At 70.4% G+C, this 20,874-nt stretch carries 17 protein-coding genes and 1 riboswitch; of the genes, 14 read left to right on the plus strand and 3 right to left on the minus strand.

Annotated features, from left to right (window positions below; translation table 11 throughout):
- The first annotated feature begins 29 nt into the window (after positions 1-29).
- The 6 genes from MFF61_RS23515 to MFF61_RS23540 all read left to right on the plus strand — a co-directional run bounded on the left by MFF61_RS23515 (position 30) and on the right by MFF61_RS23540 (position 5,027).
- Positions 30-1,178, plus strand: coding sequence for an ABC transporter substrate-binding protein (locus MFF61_RS23515; RefSeq protein WP_238239835.1), 1,149 nt, complete (start codon positions 30-32; stop codon positions 1,176-1,178).
- 90 nt (positions 1,179-1,268) lie between these two features.
- Positions 1,269-2,141, plus strand: a complete 873-nt coding sequence (locus tag MFF61_RS23520; RefSeq protein WP_238239838.1) for a branched-chain amino acid ABC transporter permease — start codon at positions 1,269-1,271, stop codon at positions 2,139-2,141.
- Complete coding sequence (locus MFF61_RS23525) at positions 2,138-3,172, plus strand: branched-chain amino acid ABC transporter permease (protein ID WP_238239840.1); 1,035 nt, start codon at positions 2,138-2,140, stop codon at positions 3,170-3,172. Before MFF61_RS23520 ends, MFF61_RS23525 begins: the two co-directional genes overlap by 4 nt.
- Positions 3,169-3,993, plus strand: coding sequence for an ABC transporter ATP-binding protein (locus MFF61_RS23530; protein WP_238239851.1), 825 nt, complete (start codon positions 3,169-3,171; stop codon positions 3,991-3,993). The genes MFF61_RS23525 and MFF61_RS23530 overlap by 4 nt, the downstream gene beginning before the upstream one ends.
- Positions 3,986-4,690, plus strand: a complete 705-nt coding sequence (locus tag MFF61_RS23535) for an ABC transporter ATP-binding protein (protein WP_238239862.1) — start codon at positions 3,986-3,988, stop codon at positions 4,688-4,690. Before MFF61_RS23530 ends, MFF61_RS23535 begins: the two co-directional genes overlap by 8 nt.
- Positions 4,662-5,027: a Rieske (2Fe-2S) protein gene (locus tag MFF61_RS23540; protein ID WP_238239864.1), complete on the plus strand. Its 366-nt coding sequence runs from the start codon at positions 4,662-4,664 to the stop codon at positions 5,025-5,027. Before MFF61_RS23535 ends, MFF61_RS23540 begins: the two co-directional genes overlap by 29 nt.
- A gap of 55 nt (positions 5,028-5,082) precedes the next feature.
- Here the strand turns inward: MFF61_RS23540 and MFF61_RS23545 are convergent, their stop codons facing one another.
- Entirely contained in the window at positions 5,083-6,147 is a 1,065-nt protein-coding gene (locus tag MFF61_RS23545) for an acyltransferase family protein (RefSeq protein WP_238239867.1), read from the minus strand.
- 533 nt (positions 6,148-6,680) lie between these two features.
- Positions 6,681-6,783, plus strand: a riboswitch (glycine riboswitch).
- A gap of 49 nt (positions 6,784-6,832) precedes the next feature.
- Between MFF61_RS23545 and gcvT the strand changes: the two genes are divergently transcribed.
- Genes gcvT through gcvP form a run of 3 tightly spaced genes read left to right on the plus strand, consistent with a single transcriptional unit; the run spans position 6,833 to position 11,214 of the window.
- Positions 6,833-7,972, plus strand: a complete 1,140-nt coding sequence (gene gcvT, locus MFF61_RS23550; protein WP_238239870.1) for a glycine cleavage system aminomethyltransferase GcvT — start codon at positions 6,833-6,835, stop codon at positions 7,970-7,972.
- Between the two features lie 18 nt (positions 7,973-7,990).
- Positions 7,991-8,353 (plus strand): glycine cleavage system protein GcvH, encoded by a 363-nt coding sequence (gene gcvH / locus MFF61_RS23555; RefSeq protein ID WP_238239873.1) that lies wholly within the window; start codon positions 7,991-7,993, stop codon positions 8,351-8,353.
- Positions 8,354-8,373: 20 nt separating this feature from the next.
- Positions 8,374-11,214, plus strand: a complete 2,841-nt coding sequence (gene gcvP, locus MFF61_RS23560) for an aminomethyl-transferring glycine dehydrogenase (RefSeq protein WP_238239879.1) — start codon at positions 8,374-8,376, stop codon at positions 11,212-11,214.
- Positions 11,215-11,287: 73 nt separating this feature from the next.
- On the opposite strand, the gene MFF61_RS23565 is transcribed toward gcvP, so the two are convergent.
- Together MFF61_RS23565 and MFF61_RS23570 are read right to left on the minus strand one after the other, a co-directional pair.
- The gene (locus tag MFF61_RS23565) at positions 11,288-12,187 is read right to left on the minus strand and encodes a response regulator transcription factor (RefSeq protein WP_238239880.1); all 900 of its coding nucleotides are present in this window, start codon (positions 12,185-12,187) and stop codon (positions 11,288-11,290) included.
- Positions 12,180-15,527 carry a hybrid sensor histidine kinase/response regulator gene (locus MFF61_RS23570; RefSeq protein ID WP_238239882.1) on the minus strand — a complete coding sequence of 1,116 codons (3,348 nt, stop codon included), beginning with the start codon at positions 15,525-15,527 and terminating at the stop codon, positions 12,180-12,182. The genes MFF61_RS23565 and MFF61_RS23570 overlap by 8 nt, the downstream gene beginning before the upstream one ends.
- 282 nt (positions 15,528-15,809) lie before the next feature.
- Between MFF61_RS23570 and urtA the strand changes: the two genes are divergently transcribed.
- The 5 genes from urtA to urtE all read left to right on the plus strand — a co-directional run bounded on the left by urtA (position 15,810) and on the right by urtE (position 20,801).
- Complete coding sequence (gene urtA / locus MFF61_RS23575) at positions 15,810-17,066, plus strand: urea ABC transporter substrate-binding protein (RefSeq protein WP_238239883.1); 1,257 nt, start codon at positions 15,810-15,812, stop codon at positions 17,064-17,066.
- A 114-nt stretch (positions 17,067-17,180) separates the two neighbouring features.
- Positions 17,181-18,107, plus strand: a complete 927-nt coding sequence (urtB, locus tag MFF61_RS23580) for an urea ABC transporter permease subunit UrtB (RefSeq protein WP_238239884.1) — start codon at positions 17,181-17,183, stop codon at positions 18,105-18,107.
- 13 nt (positions 18,108-18,120) lie between these two features.
- Positions 18,121-19,260: an urea ABC transporter permease subunit UrtC gene (urtC, locus tag MFF61_RS23585; RefSeq protein WP_238239885.1), complete on the plus strand. Its 1,140-nt coding sequence runs from the start codon at positions 18,121-18,123 to the stop codon at positions 19,258-19,260.
- Between the two features lie 9 nt (positions 19,261-19,269).
- Positions 19,270-20,043, plus strand: a complete 774-nt coding sequence (gene urtD, locus MFF61_RS23590; protein WP_238239886.1) for an urea ABC transporter ATP-binding protein UrtD — start codon at positions 19,270-19,272, stop codon at positions 20,041-20,043.
- Positions 20,044-20,057: 14 nt separating this feature from the next.
- Positions 20,058-20,801 carry an urea ABC transporter ATP-binding subunit UrtE gene (gene urtE, locus MFF61_RS23595; protein WP_238239888.1) on the plus strand — a complete coding sequence of 248 codons (744 nt, stop codon included), beginning with the start codon at positions 20,058-20,060 and terminating at the stop codon, positions 20,799-20,801.
- Positions 20,802-20,874 lie beyond the last annotated feature (73 nt).

Consider the following 20,874-nt stretch of genomic DNA (forward strand, 5'->3'; position numbering starts at 1 on the left):
CCCCGCGTCCACCGACTGGAGACACCCGCATGCGTGGCAGGCTCACCCTCACCACCGCGATCCTGCTGGCCCTGGCGGCCACGGCCGCGGGGGCGGACACGATCCGCATCGGCGTCAACGAGCCGCTGACCGGGGCCTTCGCGGCGTCGGGCACCTACGTGGTCAACGGCGCCAAGATCGCCGCCGACGAGATCAACGCCCGGGGCGGCGTGCTCGGCAAGAAGATCGAACTCGTGATCGAGGACAACAAGAGCAACCCCACCGAGGCGGCGGCGGTCGCCGAGAAACTGATCACCAGCGACAAGACCCCGGTGATGATGGGCGCCTGGGGATCGAGCCTGACGCTCGCGGTGATGCCCAAGCTCGCCGAGTACGAGGTGCCGATGCTGGTCGAGACCTCGTCGTCGGGCAAGATCACCACTTCGGGCAACCCGTTCGTCTTCCGCATCTCGCCGCCCTCGGCGCTCGAGGCCGAGACCTTCGCGCCGATGGTGGCCAAGCTCGGCATGAAGAAGGTCGACTTCCTCGTGCTCAACAACGATTTCGGCCGCGGGGCGGCGGTCGATTTCGGCAAGATGCTGAAGGAGAAGGGCGTCCAGGTCGGGATGACCGAGACCATGGACCAGGGGGCGCAGGACATGAGCGCCCAGCTCGCCAAGCTGAAGGCCTCCGACAGCGACACGATCATGATCACCAGCGCGGTCGACCAGCTGGTGCTGCTGTTCAAGCAGATGGCGGCGATCGGGCTCAAGAAGCGCGTCATCACCACCGGCGGCTCGCAGAACCCCGACCAGATCATCGCGCAGGCGGGCTCGGCCGCCGACGGCACCCTGCACCTGACCACCTTCCTGCCCTGGATCCCCGAGAAGACGCCCGATCCGAAGGCGACCGAGAGCTTCATCGGCGAGTGGAAGAAGCGCGGCTTCCAGTTCGCGGGCGTCACCGAGAGTTTCCGCGGCTACGACGGCATCCGGGCGATCGCGCACGCGATCGAGAAGGCCGGCAAGGCGGAGCCCGCGGCGATCACCAAGGCGTTCTGGGCGGTGGATTTCACCGGGCTCAACGGCCCGATCCGCTTCGCCAAGTCGGGTCCCGCCGGCAAGGAGAGCGGCCAGAGCAGGCCCGACGTCTACCTCATCGAGATCAAGGACGGCCGCGTCGTCGTGCCGACGCTGTGAGACGAGGCGGGCGGACGCGGCGTCCGCCCGGCCGACGCCCTCGATCCCGGCCGCTCGGCGGCCGGACCCGCCCTCCGCGAGAGGCCGCCCATGGACCAGCTGATCCAGCACCTCGTCAACACGCTCGTCCTGGGCGGCACCTACGCGCTCCTCGGGATCGGGCTGACCCTGATCTTCGGGATCATGAACGTGGTGAACTTCACCCACGGCGCCCTCTACACGGTGGGCGCCTACCTGATGTACCTCGCCGTGGCGGCGCTGGGGCTGAACTTCTTCCTGGCGCTGCCGGTGGCGATCCTCGGCGGCCTGCTGTTCGGGGCCGCGATCGAGCTGCTGCTGCTGCGCCCGTTCCGGGGCTCGGACATCGACACCACCATGCTGGTGATGATCGGCGCCGGCATCGCCCTGCAATCGGGGACGCTGTGGGTCTTCGGCGGCGTCGCCAAGGCGATCCCCTCCCCGTTCCCCGAGGCGCCGCTGCAGCTCGGCCCGGTCTCGGTCTCGTGGCTGCGCCTGTTCGTGCTCGGCGCGGCGCTCGGCCTGATCGCGGTCACCTACGTGATGATCAACCGCACGCGGCTCGGGCTCGCCATGCGGGCGGCCTTCCAGGACGCCGACACGGCGGCGCTGATGGGCGTCAACGTGCGCCTGATCGACACCGCGACCTTCGCGCTCGGCTCCTCGCTCGCCGCCGCGGCGGGCGCGCTGCTCGGGCCCGTCTACGTGGTGTTCCCGCAGATGGGCGGGCTCGCGGAGGTGAAGGCCTTCGCCATCGTGATCCTCGGCGGCCTCGGCAACATCACGGGGGCGGCCATCGGCGGCTTCATCCTGGCGCTCGCGGAGGAACTCGGCGCCGGCTACGTCTCGTCCGGCTACCGGGACGCGATGGGCTTCCTCATCATCATCGCGGTGCTGCTCTACCGGCCGACCGGCCTGTTCGCGAAGGCGGAGCGCGTCGGATGAGGCGCCTCCTCCCCCTCGCGCTCCTCGCGAGCCTGCTGGTCCTGCCGCTCCTGCTGCAGGCGAACCCCTACCTCCTCAACGCGCTCATCATCACGGGCATCCTGACGATCGGCGCGATGAGCCTGAACCTGCTTCTCGGCTTCACCGGGCAGCTCAGCCTCGGCCACATCGCCTTCTTCGGCATCGGCGCCTATGTCAGCGCGCTCACCAGCCTCGGCTTCGACGTCGAGATCGGCTTCGGCCACCGGATCGTGCACGAGCCCTGGCCGCCGGCCGCGGGCTTCCTGCTCGCGATCCTGGCCGCGGGGGCCTGCGGCTACCTGATCGGGCGCCTCTCCTTCCGGGTGCGCGGCGCCTACTTCGTGATCGTGACGATCTCCTTCGCCGAGGTGGTGCGCCTCGTCGCCCTCAACTGGGTCGAGCTGACACAGGGGCCGCTTGCCCTCACCGGCATCCCGGCGATGAGCGTGGGCGTCCCGGGCCTCGGCAACTGGACCCTGCGGACCAAGCTGCAGAACTACTACCTCGTGCTCGCGGTCGGCACGCTCTGCTATCTCCTCGTCGCCCGCCTCGTCGGCTCGCGCTTCGGCCGGGCGATGCGGGGGCTCAAGGAGAACGAGTCGCTCGCCCTCTCGGTCGGCATCAACGCCACCCGCACGCTCACGATCGCGGCGGTGATCTCGGCCGCGATGGCGGGCGCGGCGGGCAGCCTCTACGCGCATTACCTGCGCATCATCGATCCCGACGTGTTCGCGTTCTCGACCACGGTCAGCATGGTCATCATGGTGGTGGCGGGCGGCAAGGGCACGCTGATGGGCCCGGTGATCGGCGGCCTGATCTTCGGCCTGCTGCCGGTGGCGCTGCGCCCGGTGATGGCGCCCGAGGCGCAGTGGATCGTCTACGGGATCGTGCTGATCGTGATCCTGTTCGTGATGCCGCGGGGCATCGTGCCCGGCCTGTCCGCCCTCCTCGCCCGGCGCCGCCCGGCGCCCGCCCCCCTCCTCAAGCCCAGCCCCGCGGTGCAGCGATGAGCGCGATCCTCTCGGTCGATCACGTCGGCGTGCGCTTCGGCGGCCTCGTCGCCATCGCCGACCTGCATCTCGACGTGGCGCAGGGCGAGATCCTGAGCCTGATCGGCCCGAACGGCGCGGGCAAGACCACCGCCTTCAACGTGATGACGGGCTTCCTCAAGCCGAGCCAGGGCGACGTCCGCTTCCGCGGCACCAGCCTGACGGGCCTGTCGCCCCACGCGATCGCGCGGCTCGGCCTCGCCCGCACCTTCCAGCGCACCAGCGTCTTCCCGGACGACACGGTGTTCGACAACGTGATGATCGGCCTGCACGGCCAGGGCGCGCAGATGGCCCGGGCGCCTCTGCTCGCCGCGCTGATCGGCCGGGCGGGCGCGGGCGAGCGGCAGCTTCGCGCCCGCGCCGAGGCGCTCCTCGACTGGGTCGGCCTCGGTGCCCGGGCGCAGGAGAAGGCGGGGGCGCTGGCCTACGGCGAGCAGCGCCTCGTCGGCGTGGCGCTGGCGCTGGCGACCGAGCCCGCCATGCTCCTTCTCGACGAGCCGGTCTCCGGCATGAACGCCTCGGAGACCCGGGTCTTCGTCCGCCTGATCCGCCAGATTCGCGAGCGCGGCATCACCATCCTGCTCGTGGAGCACGACATGCCGATGGTGATGGAGGTCTCCGACCGCATCGTGGTGCTGAATTACGGCCGCCTGATCGCCGAGGGACCGCCGGAAGCGATCCGCAGCGATCCGGCGGTGATCGAGGCCTATCTCGGCCAGGGCAGCGCCGCGCGCCGGGCCGCCGCCGAGGCCCAGGCGACGCGGGAGGCCGCCCATGCTTGAGATCCGCGACCTCGTCTGCGGCTACGGCCACGTCACGGCGCTCAAGGGGCTCTCGATCGAGGTCCACGAGGGCCAGCTCGTCGCGCTCGTCGGCGCGAACGGCGCCGGCAAGTCGACGACGCTGCGGGCGATCTCCGGGCTCGTCCCGGCCCGCGCGGGCACGATCCGGCTCGGCGGGCGCGACATCACCGGCGCGGAGCCCCGCCGCATCCTGGCCGAGGGCATCGCCCACTGCCCGGAGGGCCGGCGGGTCTTCCCGCAGATGAATGTGGCCGAGAACCTCGCGATGGGCGCCTACCTGCGCCGCGACCGGGCGGGCATCGCGGCGGATCTCGACCGCATCTACGGCGAGTTCCCGCGGCTCGCCGAGCGCCGCTTGCAGGCGGCCGGCACGCTCTCGGGCGGCGAGCAGCAGATGCTGGCGATCGGCCGCGCCCTGATGGCGCGCCCGCGGCTGGTGCTGTTCGACGAGCCCTCGCTGGGCCTCGCCCCCAACATCGTCGAGCGGATGTTCGCGGTGATCCGGGGGATCCGCGAGGCGGGCACCACGGTCCTCCTCGTCGAGCAGAACGCCTTCGCGGCGCTCGAACTCTGCGACTACGCCTACCTGCTGGAGACCGGCCGTATCGTGCGGGAAGGAACCGGGCAGGCCCTCATCGCGGATTCGCATGTCCGGGAAGCCTATCTCGGCGCCTGAGGGCAAACGGCCGGTCCGGATCCATCTCGGACCCCTCACCCTCCTCGCGGACCGATCCCTGACGCCGGTTCGCGCCGGCACGCGTCACCTCGTCCTGATCAGGGACGGGGCTCGGGTCGTCGCGGCGGAGCGGGCGTGCCCGCACGAGGGCGCCGACCTCGCGCTCGGCCGCTGCGCGGCCGGGCGGCTGCACTGCCCCCGCCATCTCGCCTCGTTCGACCTCCGCAGCGGCACCGTCTCGCCGGGCTGGTCCTTCCGCGCCCTGCGGCTGTTCCCGGTCGAAGCGGCGGCCGACGGGTTCTGGGTCACCATCGGCTTGGACGGACCGCAGCCGTAGCCGCGCCTCGCGCATGGATGCCGGACGCGCCGCCAGCCGTCATCCGGCGCGGGCATCAACCCGTCGCGGCGTCCGGCGTCGGCGCCCAGTTCCGCTGCAGGGCCGCTCTGAGCGCGGCGTCGATTGGCTTCTCGATCAGGCGCCAGATGACGATGCTGCCGCAGATCACCGTGAGCACCGCGAGGGCGTACAGGATCGGGATGTGCCCGGACCCGGCCTGAGGGCCGAACTTCCGCCAGATCTGCACGAGCGCGGCCAGAGCGAACATGTGGGAGAGGTACATGGTGTAGGAGACGTCGCCCATGAGCTTGAGGAAACCGAACGCTCTCCACGAGATGCAGGCGGCCGCGAACACCAGGACGGCCGCGACGAGGCCGAAGCGCAGGACGCGGTAGCCCGGATCCGCCATGGGCAGGCAGATGAGGAGCGCGCAGGCCAGACCGAACACCGCCCACGCGACGGGCTGGCTGCGGATCGTCCACCGCCGCCAGATCGCCGCCGCGACGAGGCCGAAGCCGAATTCGAGGATGATCGGGTCCGTGTAGAACCCGAGCGGCCCCGGCGGATCGGTCAGGACGCCGACCAGCGCCAGCGCCCCGAGGGCCGCCACGACGAGCGTCGCCACGTGGCTCTGCCGCTGGGCGCCGCACACGATCGCCGCGGCGAACAGGGCGTAGAAGAACATTTCGTAATTGAGCGTCCAGCCGGTCGGCAGCAGCGGCAGGAACAATTGCGGCGCGACCGGACTCGCCACCGGAATGAAGAACAGTGATGCGATCAGGTGTTCCGCATTGACGAAAGAAGATTTGACCGACTGCCCCAGATTCGGCATCAGAACGATGATGAACACCATCGCAAGAGTCGCGAGCCAGTAGAGCGGGACGATCCTGATCAGTCTGCGGACGAAGAAGCTGCGTGCATCAACTGCGGAGCCGCCATCCGTCGCGTGATACATGATGAAGCCGCTGATCACGAAAAAGACGTCGACGCCGGCCTGCAGGCTCTCCAGCGGCCGATAGCCTTCGTAGAGATGCGAGAGTTGCAGCTCGATGTGGAAAAAGACGACCGATAATGCGGAAATTCCTCTAAGATATTGAATGCCAATGATCTCTTTCGGCATGGACGCCCCCCGGGCTGCCGGTATTTATTCTTGAAGGCTGAATATCGGCAGCAAAGAACGGCTAGATGCCGCCGCCCCGATCAGTCAAGCAGGAAGTGCACCGGCGCTCGGCCGGAGAGCGCGACTGGTGCTGACAGCATCCGCAAGACCACACCACGCCGGGGTCGATCGCCCTGTACTGCCTCTCCGAGATGTCCTGTCGCGGCGCGAGGGCGGCACGAAGCAGCCGGCCTCACATTCCGTGGGAGCCGGCGATCCGACCCGGGGCCTGATCGTCGGCCGGACGGACCCTGCGCGTCCGCCTCGCCGCCCGGAGCGGACCGCCTGCCCAGGGGACGCGTCGGCCGGGGGCCCATCCGGCGCGGTTCCGCCCGGACGGCGGCCTTCCCACCGTTGCGCGCCGCGCGGTCTTGTGCTTTGGTCCAACCCGTCCGAACAGGGCGATGCGGGAGAGCCCAGCCCGGCTCGATGAGCCGGGCATGGCGCCGACGGAGCAACCACCCCCGGAAACTCTCAGGCACAATCACCGCATCGTTGGACAATCTGGAGAGAGGCGTCGTCCGGCGCCCACCGAAGGAGAAACCTCGCACGCCCGTGCGGGGGAAGCTCTCAGGTACCCGTGACAGATGGGGGTGGCCGCGGTGCGTGAGCGCCGTCGGTCTCGCCTGTCGCGGAGGATCCCGAGATGTCAGCGCAGCCCGTCGAACCGGTTGCTCTCCGAAACACGCCCCTGCACGACCTGCACCTGCGCCTCGGCGCCCGCATGGTGCCCTTCGCGGGCTACGCCATGCCGCTGCAATACCCGGCTGGCCAGCTCAAGGAGCACCTGCACACGCGGCAGGCCGCCGGGCTGTTCGACGTCTCCCACATGGGACAGGTCGTGCTCTCCGGCCCCGATCCGGACCGGATCGCCCGCGCGCTGGAGAGCCTGATCCCGGCCGATCTCGCCGGGCTGAAGGCCGGCCGCCAGCGCTACGGGCTGCTCACCGATGAATCCGGTGGCATCCTCGACGACCTGATGGTCGCCCGCTTCGACGACCGTCTGGTCGTCGTGGTGAACGCCGCGAACAAGCGGGCGGACGCCGCCCGCCTGCGCGAGCGCCTGCCGGCCGAGATCGCCGTGGAGGAGCGGCCCGATGCGCTGATCGCCCTGCAGGGACCGGCGGCCGAGGCGGCGCTGGCGGCCCTGGCGCCCGAGGTCGCGGCGATGCGCTTCCTCGACGTCCGCACGGTCACGCTGCTCGGCGCGCCGGGCTTCGTCGCGCGCTCCGGCTACACGGGCGAGGACGGGTTCGAGATCTCGGTGCCGGCCGAGGCCGCCGAGGCAGTGGCCGAGGCGCTGCTGGCGAAAGCAGGCGTGATGCCGGTCGGGCTCGGCGCCCGCGACACGCTGCGGCTCGAAGCGGGCCTCTGCCTGCACGGGGCCGACATCGACCCGACCACGAGCCCCGCCGAGGCGGATCTGGGCTTCGCGATCCCCAAGGTCCGGCGGCGGGGCGGCGCGCGCGCCGGCGGCTTCCCGGGGGAGGCCCGCATCCTGCAGGAGCTGGAAGCCGGCACGGCGCGGCGGCGCGTCGGCCTCCGCCCCGAGGGGCGGGCGCCCGTGCGGGCCGGCGCCCCGCTGCTGGCCGAGGACGGCACGCCGCTCGGCACCGTCACCTCGGGCAGCTTCGGCCCGAGCCTCGGCGCCCCGGTGGCGATGGGATACGTCGCGGCCCTGCACGCGCAGGCCGGCACGCGTCTCCTCGCGGAGGTCCGCGGCCAGCACCTGCCCCTCGTCGTGACCCCCCTTCCCTTCCGTCCCGCCACCTTCAAGCGCGACTGACCGACCGGAGTGACTCCCATGCTGCGTTTCACGGACGAACACGAATGGCTGAAGCTCGACGGCGAGATCGCCACGGTCGGCATCACCCAGCACGCCACCGAGCAGCTCGGTGACCTCGTCTTCGTCGAACTGCCGAAGGTCGGGGCCGCGCTGATCAAGGGCGCCGCCGCGGCGGTGGTCGAGTCGGTCAAGGCCGCCTCCGAGGTCTACGCGCCCCTCGACGGCGAGGTGACGGAGGTCAACGACGCGGTCGCGGCCTCCCCCGAGACCGTGAACGCCGATCCGCAGGGCTCGGGCTGGCTCTACCGGATGCGCCTCAAGGACCCGGCCGCGATGGAGACCCTGATGGACGAGGCCGCCTACGCGGCCTTCACGCAGTGACCGGCCCGGAGAGACGCCAGATGGCCGCCTACGACCCCTACGACTTCGCCAACCGCCGGCACATCGGCCCGACCCTCGGCGAGATGACCGAGATGCTGCAGCGCGTCGGCGCGGACAGCCTTGATGCCCTGATCGACGAGACGCTGCCGCCCGACATCCGGCAATCCGAGCCGATCGAGTTCGGCCGCCCGCTGACCGAGCGCCGCGCGATCGAGCGGATGCGCGCGGTCGCCAACAAGAACCGCCTCCTCGTGTCGCTGATCGGCCAGGGCTACCACGGCACCACGATGCCGCCCGCGATCCAGCGCAACATCTTCGAGAACCCGGCCTGGTACACGGCCTATTCGCCCTACCAGCCGGAGATCAGCCAGGGCCGCCTGGAGGCGCTGCTGAACTTCCAGACCATGGTCTGCGACCTGACGGCGCTCGACATCGCCAACGCCTCGCTGCTCGACGAGGGGACGGCGGCGGCCGAAGCGATGGGCATGGCGCAGCGGGTGGCCACCTCGCAGGCCGACGCCTTCTTCGTCGACAAGGACTGCCTGCCCCAGACCATCGCGGTGCTGCGCACCCGGGCCGCCCCGCTCGGCTGGCGCGTGATCGTCGGCGATCCCTTCCGCGACCTCGTTCCCGGAGAGGTCTTCGGCGCGCTGTTCCAGTATCCGGGCGTGAACGGCGCCATCCACGACTTCACCGGCCCGATCGAGCGCCTGCACGCGGCCGGCGCCATCGCCGTGGTGGCGGCCGATCCGCTGGCGCTCACGCTGCTCAAGGCGCCGGGCGAGATGGGCGCCGACATCGCGGTCGGCTCGATGCAGCGCTACGGCGTGCCGGTGGGCTACGGCGGCCCGCACGCCGCCTACATGGCGGCGCGCGACGCCACCAAGCGGGCCATGCCCGGGCGCATCGTCGGCGTGTCCGTCGATGCCCGCGGGCAGCGCGCCTACCGCCTCGCGCTCCAGACCCGCGAGCAGCACATCCGCCGCGAGAAGGCGACCTCGAACATCTGCACCAGCCAGGTGCTGCTCGCCGTCGTCGCCTCGATGTACGCGGTCTATCACGGGCCGGAGGGCCTGAAGGCGATCGCGCAGCGCGTGCACCGCGACGCCGTGCGCCTCGCCGACGGCCTGACGCGGCTGGGCTTCACGGTCGAGCCCGAGACATTCTTCGACACGATCACGGTCGCGGTCGGCCCGTTCCAGGGCATGATCCTGAGGAGCGCCGTCGAGAACGGCGTCAACCTGCGCAAGATCGGCGACGACCGCATCGGCATCACGGTGGACGAGCGCACGAGGCCCGACATCATCCAGGCCGTGTGGCGCGCCTTCGGGGGCACGGACCTCGCCTACGACGAGGCGTGGCCCGAGGCGCGGCTGCCCGCCGGGCTCCAGCGCAGCTCCGCGTTCCTCACCCACCCGATCTTCCACATGAACCGGGCCGAGAGCGAGATGACGCGCTACATGCGCCGCCTCGCCGACCGGGATCTGGCGCTCGACCGCACCATGATCCCGCTCGGCTCCTGCACCATGAAGCTCAACGCCACGGCCGAGATGCTGCCGATCTCCTGGCCGGAATTCTCGGAGATCCATCCCTTCGTCCCCGAGGACCAGGCCCGGGGCTACGCCGAGCTGATCGAGGACCTGTCGCAGAAGCTCTGCGACATCACCGGCTACGACGCCATCTCGATGCAGCCGAACTCGGGTGCGCAGGGGGAATATGCCGGGCTTCTCGCCATCCGCGGCTACCACCTCGCCCGCGGCGAGGGCCACCGCGACGTCTGCCTGATCCCCTCCTCGGCCCACGGCACCAACCCGGCCTCCGCGCAGATGTGCGGCATGACCGTCGTGGTGGTGGCGGCGGACCCGCAGGGCAACGTCGACGTGGACGACTTCCGCCGCAAGGCCGAGCAGCACGCCGACCGGCTCGCCGCCTGCATGATCACCTACCCGTCGACCCACGGCGTGTTCGAGACGCGGGTGCGCGAGATCTGCGACATCGTCCACCAGCATGGCGGCCAGGTCTATCTCGACGGCGCCAACCTCAACGCGCTGGTCGGGCTCGCCCGGCCGGGGGACATCGGCGCCGATGTCAGCCACCTCAACCTGCACAAGACGTTCTGCATCCCGCACGGCGGCGGCGGTCCCGGCATGGGGCCGATCGGCGTCAAGGCGCACCTGATCCCCCATCTCCCGTCTGATCCGCGCACCGGCGAGGCGGGCGCGGTCTCGGCCGCGCCGTTCGGCTCGGCCTCGATCCTGCCGATCTCGTGGAGCTACTGCCTGATGATGGGCGGGCGCGGGCTCACGCAAGCGACCCGCGTGGCGATCCTCAACGCGAACTACATCGCCGAGCGGCTCAAGGGCGCCTACGCGATCGTCTACACGGGCCGCAACGGACGCGTGGCGCACGAGTGCATCGTGGACGTGCGCCCCTTCCAGAAGACCGCCGGGATCAGCGTCGAGGACATCGCCAAGCGGCTGATCGATTGCGGCTTCCACCCGCCGACGATGAGCTGGCCGGTCGCCGGCACGCTGATGATCGAGCCGACCGAATCCGAGACCAAGGCGGAGGTCGACCGCTTCTGCGACGCGATGCTGTCGATCCGGGAGGAGATCCGGGCGATCGAGGAGGGCCGGGCCGACCGGAACAACAACCCGCTCAAGCGCGCCCCGCACACGGTGCAGGACCTGATCGGTCCCTGGGAGCGGCCCTACTCGCGGGAGGCGGCCTGCTTCCCGGCCGGCTCGCTCGGGATGGACAAGTACTGGCCCCCGGTGAACCGCGTCGACAACGCCTACGGCGACCGCAACCTCGTGTGCAGCTGCCCGCCGGTGGAAGCCTACGCCTCGGCGGCCGAGTAGTCCGGCGGCCGGTCCCGTCCGCCAGGGCCGGGCACCGTCCCGGCGGTTGAGGACCGGGCCGACCGGGGCCCGGTCAGGCGCGCTGGTCCTGCAGCGCGCGAACGACCAGCGCCGAGGCCGAGGTGCGGTTCTCGACGCCGAGCTTGGCGTAGATCTGCTCCAGGTGCTTGGTGACGGTGCGGGGGCTCAGGGACAGGATCTCGCCGATGTCGCGGCTGGCCTTGCCGCGCGAGACCCAGAGCAGCACCTCGGCCTCGCGCTGGGTCAGGCCGAGGGCGCGGCGCAGGCGCTCGATCTCGCCGCCGTCGAGGGTGAGGCGCAGGAGCACCTCGTTGCCGCCGACGCGGCCGATGCGGCTGAGCTGGAGGCGGCGCCCGTCGCGCACCGGCAGGGCGAGGGGGCCGGCGGAATCCGTGCGCAGCCACGCCAGCGCCGCCTGCGGCAGCGCGGGGTCGCCGCCGGCCGCCCCGTCGAGGTCGCCGAGCAGCTTGGCGGCCTGCGGCGTGCACCAGCGGACCGCCCCCGCGGCATCGACCGCGAACAGGAAGCGCCCGGCGCTGTCGAGGGCGAGGCGCGCGCTCTGGGCCGCGCGCGCGTTGGCGAGGTGGACGCGGATCCGCGCCAGGATCTCGCCGGACGAGATCGGCTTGGTGACGTAGTCGACCCCGCCGGCTTCGAGTCCGCGCACGATGTGCTCGGTCTCCGACAGGCCGGTCATGAAGATCACCGGGACGTGGGCCAGGGCTGCGTCGGCCCTGAGGCGGCGGCAGGTCTCGAACCCGTCGAGGCCGGGCATCACCGCGTCGAGCAGGATGATGTCGGGGGTGATCTCCTGGACCAGCGTCAGCGCCGCCTCGCCCGACACCGCCACCAGCACGGTGGCGCCCGTCGCCTCGATCGCGGCGGTGAGGAAGCTCAGGGTCTCGGGCGAATCGTCGATCACCAGCACGACGTCGCGGCCGGACTCAGGCATCGCCGCGCATCCCTTCGAGCATCGCCATGTAGCGGGGCAGGTCGTAGGCCTGCACGAGGCCGCGCAGCTCGGCGACGTACGGCTCGGGCGTCTCGGCCTCGATCTCGGCGAGCTTCGCCTCGATGCCGCGCACGTGGCCGATGCGCCCGAGCCGGATCAGCTCGGCGACCTGATCGGGGTTCGCCCGCGGCGGGCCGGGCCTGGCGGCGGGGGCCTCGGCGCTCGTCCAGTCGAGCCCGAGCAGGAGCTGGATGCGCGAGAGGAAGTCGCGCAGGTCGAACGGCTTGGCGATCATCGCGTCGTGCGGCGCATCCTCGCCCCGCACCGGGCTGATCTCGTGCACGTTCGCCGACATCATGGCGATGCGCGCCGGCCCGTGGCCGGCGGCCCGCAGCGCGCGGGCGAGTTCCCAGCCGGTCATGCCCGGCATGGCGATGTCGAGGAGGAAGAGGTCCGGCCGGCAATCCGCGGCCAGCGCAAGGCAGCTCGGCCCGTCCGCGGCCGACAGGAGGGTGAAGCCCAGGGGCGTGAGGATCTCGCGCATCAGGTCGCGGTGGGCCGGGTCGTCGTCGACCACGAAGATCGTGCGCCGCCGGCCGGCATAGCCGGTGATCGGCGCCTCGGCGGGAGCGGCGCCGGCCGGATCGGCGAGCGAGGACAGCATCAGCTTGAGGCGGAAGGTGCTGCCGCGCCCGACCTCGCTCGTCACCGTGATCTCGCCCCCCATGACCTGCGCCAGGAGATGCGCGATGGTCAGCCCGAGCCCGGTGCCCGGCGTGCTGGTGGCGGCGGGCAGCGAGCCGCGCACGAAGGGCTCGAAGATGCGCTGCCGGTCGGCCTCGGGAATGCCCGAGCCCGTGTCGGTGACGGCGAACTCGGCGATCTGGCTGCGGTAGGTCACCTGCAGGCCGACATGGCCGCGCGCCGTGAACTTGATCGCGTTGGAGATCAGGTTGAGGAGGATCTGGCGCAGGCGCTTCTCGTCGGTGGCGACGAGGGCGGGCAGGCTCGGGGGCCGGTCGAAGCGGAACTCCAGCCCGGCGCCCTCGGCCTGGGGCCGGCACATGTCCACGATCTGGTCGAGGAAGTCGGGGAGCCGCACGTGGTTGCGGTGGAGCTGCAGCCGGCCCGCCTCCATGCGCGAGATGTCGAGGAGGCCGTCGATCAGCCCCGACAGGTGCTCGGCGCTGCGCCGGATCACCCGCAGGCCCGCCTGGCGGGGGAGCGGGATCGCCGGATCGTTCTCGAGGAGCTGGGCGTAGCCGAGCACGGCGTTGAGCGGCGTGCGCAGCTCGTGGCTGATCCCCACCACGTAGCGGCTCTTGGCGAGGTTCGCCGCCTCCGCGGCCTCCTTGGCCTTCTGCAGCTTGGCGTCGGTGATCCTGTGGGCCGCGATCTCGGCCCGGTGGAGCGCGGTCTGGCGGGCGGTCTCCTCCTGCGCGACGCGGCGGCTCTCCTGGGCCAGCACGAACAGCCACGCCACCACCCCGAAGATCACCGCCATGACGAAGAACACCGCCTGGAGCGCCTGGGCCAGCACGGCGCTCTGCTCGGGGGCGCGGTGGGCGCCCTCCGCGTAGATCGCGCCGAGGATCAGCCCGGCGGCGCAGCAGAGGGCGAGCATCACCCCGGCGTAGCGCCCGAGCCGGGAATCGAAGGCGGCGGCCACGCGCGCCGGGAGCAGGCGCCCGGCCACGAAGCTCGCCTGGGCGCCGAACCGGGCGTGCGGCTTGCACAGGTCGCCGCAGCGCGCGTCGAGCGAGCAGCACAGCGAGCAGATCGGCACCGCGTAGGCCGGGCAATAGGCCATGTCCTCGGCCTCGAAGCCGTGCTCGCACACGCCGCAGGTGATGTCGCCGCAGCCCTTCCAGTGCCGCCGCGGCCGGCGCGCGAGGTAGTAGCGCCCGCCCGTCGCCCAGGCGATGACCGGGGCGGCCGCGAAGGCGGTGCCGAGGGCGATGAAGGCCGCGAAGGCCTGCGGCCCCGCCCCCAGCACCCCCGCATAGGCGAGGCAGGCCAGCAGGCAGGCGAGCGCCATCGCGCCGGTGCCGACCGGGTTCACGTCGTAGAGATGCGCGCGCTTGAATTCGATCCCCGGCGGCGAGAGGCCGAGCGGCTTGTTGACCGCGAGGTCCGCCACCAGCGCGCCCATCCAGGCCGCCGCCACCAGCGCGTAGAGGCCGAGCGTGCGCTCCAGCGTCTTGTAGATGCCGAGTTCCATCAGGAGCAGGGCGATCGCGACGTTGAACACCAGCCAGACGACGCGGCCCGGATGGCTGTGGGTCAGCCGCGAGAAGAAGTTCGACCACGCGATCGAGCCCGCATAGGCGTTCGTCACGTTGATCTTGAGCTGGGAGATCACCACGAACAGGGCGGTGAGCCAGATCACCGCGCTTCCCGACGACAACACGTAGCCGAAGGCCACCGCGTACATCTGCGTCGGCTCGCTCGCGTGCTCCGGCGGTACGCCGCGGCCGAGCGCCAGCACCGCCAGGAACGAGCCGAGCAGGATCTTGAGCATGCCCGGCAGGATCCAGCCGGCCCCCGCGCCGAGCACTGCCGCCCACCAGCGCAGGGACCGCCCCGGCGGCGCCGGCGGGACGAAGCGCAGGAAATCCACCTGCTCGCCGACCTGCGCGATCAGCGAGAACAGGATCCCGCAGGCCGCGCCGTAGAGCAGCCCGTCGAACCCGGCGCCGCGCTCGCCCACGAGCCCCGCATGGGCCATCCACGCCTCCAGCGGCGCGTCCGCGGAGGCGGCGATGAAGGCGAGCGGCAGCAGGTTCAGGGCGAGCCAGACCGGCTGGGTGACGAGCTGGAAGCGGCTGATGAGCGCGATGCCGTAGGTGACGAGCGGGATCACCGCGAGCGCACTGACGAGGTAGCCGAGCGCAAGCGGCAGGCCGAAGCACAGCTCCAGCGCGAGCGCCATGATGGCGGCCTCGATGGCGAAGAACAGGTAGGTGAAGCTCGCGTAGATCAGCGAGGTGATGGTCGAGCCGATGTAGCCGAACCCGGCGCCCCGGGTGAGCAGGTCGACGTCGAGCCCGTAGCGGGCCGCGTAGGCGCTCACCGGCACGCCGGTGGCGAAGATGATCAGCCCGACGGTCAGGACCGCCAGCACCGTGTTTGTGAACCCGCTCGACAGGATCAGCGTGCCGCCGATCGCCTCCAGGGCCAGGAAGGCCACGGAGCCGAGGGCCGTCTGGGCGACGCGCAGCGCCGACCAGCGCCGCGCCCGCTTGGCCGTGAAGCGCAGGGCGAAATCCTCAAGGGTCTCGTTCGCAACCCATCGGTTGTAGTCGCGCCGGACCGGAATGATGCGCTGTCGTCCGTGCATGGTCGTCCGTGCATGAGCGTCCGCGGCGGCCTTTCGCAACGCAGCATCGTCCGTCGTCGCGCACGCCAAGCACGGATCGGGCCGGTTGCCGGCCGCGCGGCCGATGCCGGGCGCCCGCAGGCGGGGCAGGGCGCATGATCCTGCGGAGCTTTCCGGGCCGGCGGTATACGCAAAACAGCGTATATGCTGCGTCGCACAACGCTGCCTAGCCTGCGGTCAGACGTGCAGGACACCGCCCGCCACCGGGGCGGACCGGCGCGGGCCTGCAGGAGAGGACGAGCAATGGCTGACAACGACCGGGGCCTCGAATCGGCGCTGCGGCGCCGGCTGCTCATGGGACTCGCCGCGGCGCCCGCGGCGGCCGCCCTGCCCCGCTTCGCCTTCGCGGCGGGGCCGGCCACCGCGGCGGTGAACACCACGGGCCTCGCCGTCACGGACAGCGAGGTGACGGTCGGCATCCTGCACTCGGTCACCGGCACCATGGCGATCTCGGAGACCGGGGCGCAGCAGGCGGAAAAGCTCGCCATCGAGCAGATCAATGCCGAGGGCGGCGTGCTCGGGCGCAAGATCAAGGTGATCCAGGAGGACGGGGCCTCCGACTGGCCCACCTTCGCGGAGAAGGCCAAGAAGCTCCTCGTCAACGACAAGTGCGCGGCGGTGTTCGGCTGCTGGACCTCCGCCTCCCGCAAGGCGGTGCTGCCGGTGTTCGAGCAGTACAACGGCATGCTCTACTACCCGACCTTCTACGAGGGCCTGGAGGAGTCGAAGAACGTCATCTACACGGGCCAGGAAGCGACGCAGCAGATCCTGGCCGGCCTCGACTGGGTGGCGAAGGAGAAAGGCGGCAAGACCTTCTTCTTCATCGGCTCGGACTACATCTGGCCGCGCACCTCGAACAAGATCGCCCGCAAGCACGTCGAGAACGTGATCAAGGGCAAGGTCGTCGGCGAGGAGTACTTCCCGCTCGGCCATACCCAGTTCAACTCGGTGATCAACAAGATCAAGCTGACGAAGCCGAACGTGATCTTCACGGACGTGGTCGGCGGCTCGAACGTGGCGTTCTACAAGCAGCTCAAGGCGGCCGGCATCGACCTGTCGAAGCAGGTGCTGATGACGATCTCGGTGACCGAGGACGAGATCGACGGCATCGGCGGCGAGAACATCGCCGGCGCCTACGCCTGCATGAAGTACTTCCAGTCGCTCAAGAACCCGAACAACGAAAAGTTCGTCGCCGCCTTCAAGAAGATGTGGGGCGAGAAGACGGTGATCGGCGACGTCACGCAGGCGGCCTATCTCGGGCCGTTCCTGTGGAAGCTCACCGCCGAGAAGGTCGGCTCGTTCGACGTCGACAAGATCGCGGCGGGCTCGGCGGGCATCGAGTTCAAGGGCGCGCCGGAGGGCTACGTGCGCATCCATCCCAACCATCACCTCTGGTCGAAGACCCGGGTCGGTCTCGCCAAGGCGGACGGACAGTTCGAGGTCGTCTACGAGAGTGCCGGCCTCATCGAACCGAACCCGTTCCCGGTGGGCTACCAGTAGCCGCGACGGCGTTCGATCCACGCGGGATCCCCTGTCCCGCAGGGGAGAGGGGATCCCGCGCCGCCCGCCCCAGACAGTGCCGCCCCGCGCCCCCATCCATCCCGGAGCCCTCCCATGTTCGGAGACTACTCGCTCGGCGACCTCGGCGCGATCTTCGCCATGCAGGGCTTCGCCGGCCTGATCCTGTTCTCGGTCTACGTGCTGATGGCGCTCGGCCTCGCCATCATCTTCGGGCAGATGGGCGTCATCAACATGGCGCACGGGGAGTTCATGATCCTCGGCGCCTACGTGACCTACCTGTGCTCGGGGTTCTTCCAGAGCAACCTGCCGGCTTTGTTCCCGGGCTACTTCTTCGTGGCGATGGTCCTGGCCTTCCTGGCCGCAGGCGCGCTCGGCATGCTGGTGGAGTGGGCGCTGATCCGCCATCTCTACAAGCGGCCTCTCGACACGCTGCTCGCCACCTGGGGCCTCTCGCTCATCCTGCAGCAGGCCTACCGCTCGATCTTCGGCGCACGCGAGGTCGGCGTCGAACTCCCCTCCTGGCTGATCGGCTCGGTCCAGGTCACGGACGCGATCGAGATCCCGATCAACGGCATGTTCGTGATGGCGGTCACGGTCCTGATCACCGTCGCGGTGGCGCTGCTCCTGTTCGCCTCGCGCTGGGGACGGCAGGTGCGGGCGGTGATGCAGAACCGCGTCATGGCGGGCGCGGTCGGCATCGACACCGACCGGGTCGACCGCGCCACCTTCGGCATCGGCTGCGGCATCGCCGGCATCGCGGGCGCGGCCTTCACGATGATCGGCTCGACGGGGCCGACCTCGGGCCAGCTCTACATCGTCGACACCTTCCTGATCGTGGTCTTCGGGGGCGCGGCGAGCCTCCTCGGCACCATCGCGTCGGCCTTCTCGATCTCGCAGACCCAGTCGACGCTGGAGTTCTTCCTCTCCGGCTCCACCGCCAAGGTGCTCACGCTGCTCGGCGTCGTGGCGATCCTGATGCTGCGCCCGCAGGGGCTCTTCACCCTCAAGGTCCGGCGCTGAGGAGTCCCGCCCCATGAAACTCCCGACCCTCAACGACAACCCCTTCATGAAGCCGATGGAGTGGGTGAGCCTCCTCCTCCTCGCCGGGCTGATCCTGGTGCTGCTCCCGCTCGCCCTCGACAGCTTCCGCCTCAACCTGGTCGGCAAGTACCTCACCTACGCCTTCGTCGCGCTCGGCCTCGTCATCTGCTGGGGCTATTGCGGCATCCTCTCGCTCGGCCAGGGCGTGTTCTTCGGCCTCGGCGGGTACTGCATGGCGATGTACCTGAAGCTCGAAGCCTCCTCGGTCGAGAACACCAGGATCCAGTCGACCCCGGGCATCCCGGACTTCATGGACTGGAACCAGGTCACGGCCCTGCCGTGGTTCTGGAAGCCCTTCCACAGCCTGCCGCTGACGCTCATCGCCGTGGTGGCGGTGCCGACGCTGTTCGCCTTCGTGATCGGCGCCGCGATGTTCAAGCGGCGCGTCGGCGGCACCTACTTCGCGATCATCACCCAGGCCATCGCGGCGATCCTCACCATCCTGATCGTCGGCCAGCAGGGCTATACCGGCGGCATCAACGGCATCACCGACCTGCGCACCCTCAACGGCTGGGACATCCGGACGGATGCGGCGAAGACTATCCTCTACTTCGTCAATGGCGGGCTCCTGATCGCCTGCATCCTGGTCGCCCAGGCCGTGAAGCGCTCGAAGCTCGGGCGCATCCTCGTCGCCATGCGCGACAAGGAGGACCGGGTGCGCTTCTCGGGCTACGCGGTGGCGAGCTTCAAGATCTTCGCCTTCTGCCTCGCCGCCGCCTTCGCGGCCGTGGGAGGGGCGATGTTCACCCTGCAGGTCGGGTTCATGTCGCCCTCCTTCGTCGGCATCGTGCCGTCGATCGAGATGGTGATCTACACCGCGGTCGGCGGGCGGCTGTCGCTGTTCGGCGCGGTCTACGGCACGCTGCTCGTCAACTGGGCCAAGACCAGCTTCTCCGAGAGCTTCCCGGAACTCTGGCTGTTCGGCCTCGGCGCGCTGTTCATCGCGGTGGTGCTCGCCTTCCCCAACGGGCTCGCCGGCATCTGGCGCCAGCACGTCGAGCCGCGCCTGTCCCGCAAGCCGAAGTCCCCCGCCCTCCCGGCCGTGCTGCCGCACGGCGCCCCGGCCGAATAGGTGAGCCCGATGTCCGCCGCCCTCCTCCCCGGCGCCTCCCCGAACGACAAGGATTTCCTGCTCGCGGTCGAGGGGCTCACGGTCTCGTTCGACGGCTTCAAGGCGGTCAACGACGTGTCGTTCTACGTCGATCCGGACGAGATCCGGGTCATCATCGGGCCGAACGGCGCCGGCAAGACCACGGTCCTCGACCTGATCTGCGGGCGCACCAAGGCGACCTCGGGCTCGATCAAGTATCGCGGGCAGGAACTGACCCGGCTCTCCGAGAGCGCCATCGTCCAGGCGGGCGTCGGGCGCAAGTTCCAGACCCCGTCGATCTACGACGACCTGACGGTGTTCGAGAACCTGGAGATCTCCTTCCCGCGCGGGCGCACGGTGCTCGGCGCGCTCACCTTCAAGCGCGACGCGGAGGTGCGCGACCGCATCCACGCCATCGCCGAGATGATCTTCCTGAAGGACCATCTCGACGCCCGGGCGGAGTTCCTGAGCCACGGCCAGAAGCAGTGGCTGGAGATCGGCATGCTGCTGATCCAGGACCCGGAACTCCTGATGCTCGACGAGCCGGTGGCCGGCATGAGCGTCGCCGAGCGCAAGAAGACCGCGGAACTGCTGCACCAGATCATCAAGGGCCGCTCGGTGCTCGTCATCGAGCACGACATGAAGTTCGTCGAGGACATCGCCCACCGGGTGACCGTGCTGCACCAGGGCCGGGTGCTCTCGGAGGGCTCGATGGAGCGGGTGAAGAACGACCCCAAGGTGGTCGAAGTCTATCTCGGGCATTGAGGGAGGCCGCCGCCATGCTCCAGACCGTCCCCGCCGCAGCCCCGCCGCTCGCCCCCGCCGCGGCGCCCCTCCTGTCGGTCAGCGACCTGCACGCGGCCTACGGCCAGAGCGAGGTGCTGCACGGCATCGACCTGTCCGTCGCGCCCGGCGAGATCGTCGCGCTCATGGGCCGCAACGGCATGGGCAAGTCCACCTTCATGAAGACCCTGATGGGGATCGTGCCGGCGCGGGCGGGCCGGATCCGGGTCGGGGAGACCGACGTCACCGCCCTCAAGACCTACCGGCGCGTCGCCGCGGGTCTCGCCTACGTGCCGCAGGGGCGGATGATCTTCTCGGCCATGACGGTGCAGGAGAACATCGAGACCGGGCTCACCGTCACCGGCGCGAGCAAGGTCCCGGGCGATCTCTACGAGATGTTCCCGGTGCTCCTCGAGATGAAGGGGCGGCGCGGCGGCAACCTGTCGGGCGGGCAGCAGCAGCAGCTCGCCATCGCGCGCGCTCTCGCGAGCCGCCCGCAGGTGCTGCTCCTCGACGAGCCGACCGAGGGCATCCAGCCCTCGATCATCCGCGAGATGGGGCGGACGCTGAAGCGGATCCGGGACGAGCGCGGTCTCTCCATCGTCGTCTCCGAGCAGGTGCTGAGCTTCGCCCTCGACATCGCCGACCGCGTGCTGGTGATCGAGAACGGCAGCATCGTCCACGAGGACGCCCGCGCCGACATCGACGAGGCCAAGGTCGCCCGCTTCCTGTCGGTCTGACGGGAGCGACGCCGCGATCCGGCGCGAGCCGGACGACCGAGAGACGGCAGGACGGACCGGCCGGGGCTCCCCC

Origin of the sequence: Methylobacterium isbiliense, from assembly GCF_022179325.1 — a bacterium.
Lineage (GTDB): Bacteria > Pseudomonadota > Alphaproteobacteria > Rhizobiales > Beijerinckiaceae > Methylobacterium > Methylobacterium isbiliense.

Bases quoted from the DNA above. Each gene is read 5' to 3' on its own strand.
- MFF61_RS23545 (WP_238239867.1), bottom strand. From the start codon at position 6,147: ATGCCGAAAGAGATCATTGGCATTCAATATCTTAGAGGAATTTCCGCA.
- MFF61_RS23540 (WP_238239864.1), top strand. From the start codon at position 4,662: ATGTCCGGGAAGCCTATCTCGGCGCCTGAGGGCAAACGGCCGGTCCGG.
- MFF61_RS23520 (WP_238239838.1), top strand. From the start codon at position 1,269: ATGGACCAGCTGATCCAGCACCTCGTCAACACGCTCGTCCTGGGCGGC.
- gcvT (WP_238239870.1), top strand. From the start codon at position 6,833: ATGTCAGCGCAGCCCGTCGAACCGGTTGCTCTCCGAAACACGCCCCTG.
- urtB (WP_238239884.1), top strand. From the start codon at position 17,181: ATGTTCGGAGACTACTCGCTCGGCGACCTCGGCGCGATCTTCGCCATG.
- MFF61_RS23515 (WP_238239835.1), top strand. From the start codon at position 30: ATGCGTGGCAGGCTCACCCTCACCACCGCGATCCTGCTGGCCCTGGCG.
- MFF61_RS23525 (WP_238239840.1), top strand. From the start codon at position 2,138: ATGAGGCGCCTCCTCCCCCTCGCGCTCCTCGCGAGCCTGCTGGTCCTG.
- MFF61_RS23565 (WP_238239880.1), bottom strand. From the start codon at position 12,187: ATGCCTGAGTCCGGCCGCGACGTCGTGCTGGTGATCGACGATTCGCCC.
- urtC (WP_238239885.1), top strand. From the start codon at position 18,121: ATGAAACTCCCGACCCTCAACGACAACCCCTTCATGAAGCCGATGGAG.
- MFF61_RS23530 (WP_238239851.1), top strand. From the start codon at position 3,169: ATGAGCGCGATCCTCTCGGTCGATCACGTCGGCGTGCGCTTCGGCGGC.
- gcvP (WP_238239879.1), top strand. From the start codon at position 8,374: ATGGCCGCCTACGACCCCTACGACTTCGCCAACCGCCGGCACATCGGC.
- MFF61_RS23570 (WP_238239882.1), bottom strand. From the start codon at position 15,527: ATGCACGGACGACAGCGCATCATTCCGGTCCGGCGCGACTACAACCGA.
- urtD (WP_238239886.1), top strand. From the start codon at position 19,270: ATGTCCGCCGCCCTCCTCCCCGGCGCCTCCCCGAACGACAAGGATTTC.
- urtE (WP_238239888.1), top strand. From the start codon at position 20,058: ATGCTCCAGACCGTCCCCGCCGCAGCCCCGCCGCTCGCCCCCGCCGCG.
- MFF61_RS23535 (WP_238239862.1), top strand. From the start codon at position 3,986: ATGCTTGAGATCCGCGACCTCGTCTGCGGCTACGGCCACGTCACGGCG.
- urtA (WP_238239883.1), top strand. From the start codon at position 15,810: ATGGCTGACAACGACCGGGGCCTCGAATCGGCGCTGCGGCGCCGGCTG.
- gcvH (WP_238239873.1), top strand. From the start codon at position 7,991: ATGCTGCGTTTCACGGACGAACACGAATGGCTGAAGCTCGACGGCGAG.